General features: G+C 58.4%; 1 pseudogene. It reads left to right on the forward strand.

Annotated elements, in window-relative coordinates:
- Nucleotides 1–776, forward strand: a pseudogene (locus tag ACJHX3_RS24945) (IS66-like element ISEc22 family transposase); the annotation flags it as partial.
- Nucleotides 777–813 lie beyond the last annotated feature (37 nt).

An 813-nucleotide genomic window follows, 5' to 3' on the forward strand; every position in this document is an offset into this window, starting at 1 on the left:
TGCCAGGCAATAAGAAAACAAAGACCGGGCGGTTATGGACCTACGTTCGTGATGACCGTAACGCCGGGTCAACGCTGGCGCCGGCGGTGTGGTTCGCTTACAGCCCGGACAGAAAAGGCATCCATCCGCAGACCCATCTTGCGGGGTTCAGTGGTGTACTGCAGGCGGATGCATACGCCGGGTTCAACGAGCTGTACCGGGATGGCCGGATAACGGAAGCCGCCTGTTGGGCTCACGCCCGCCGTAAAATCCACGATGTGCACGTTCGCACCCCGTCAGCCCTGACGGAGGAAGCGCTGAAACGGATCGGCGAACTGTACGCCATCGAGGCAGAGATAAGGGGAATGACGGCGGAGCAGCGCCTTGCCGAACGTCAGTTGAAAACGAAACCGCTGCTGAAATCCCTGGAAAGCTGGCTGCGTGAAAAGATGAAAACCCTGTCGCGACACTCAGAACTGGCGAAAGCGTTCGCATACGCCCTGAACCAGTGGCCGGCGCTGACGTACTATGCAGATGATGGCTGGGCTGAGGCGGACAATAACATCGCTGAAAATGCGTTGCGGATGGTCAGTCTGGGCCGCAAAAACTACCTGTTCTTCGGTTCGGATCATGGAGGAGAGCGGGGAGCGCTGCTGTACAGCCTGATCGGGACGTGCAAACTGAACGGAGTGGAGCCAGAAAGCTACCTCCGCTATGTCCTTGACGTCATAGCCGACTGGCCGATAAACCGGGTCGGCGAACTGCTCCCCTGGCGCGTAGCACTGCCGACTGAATAACACATCCCCGTCAATACGGTTCTTGCTGCACGCTTAC

This window comes from Escherichia sp. WS1265 (assembly GCF_046487585.1).
Lineage (GTDB): Bacteria > Pseudomonadota > Gammaproteobacteria > Enterobacterales > Enterobacteriaceae > Escherichia > Escherichia coli.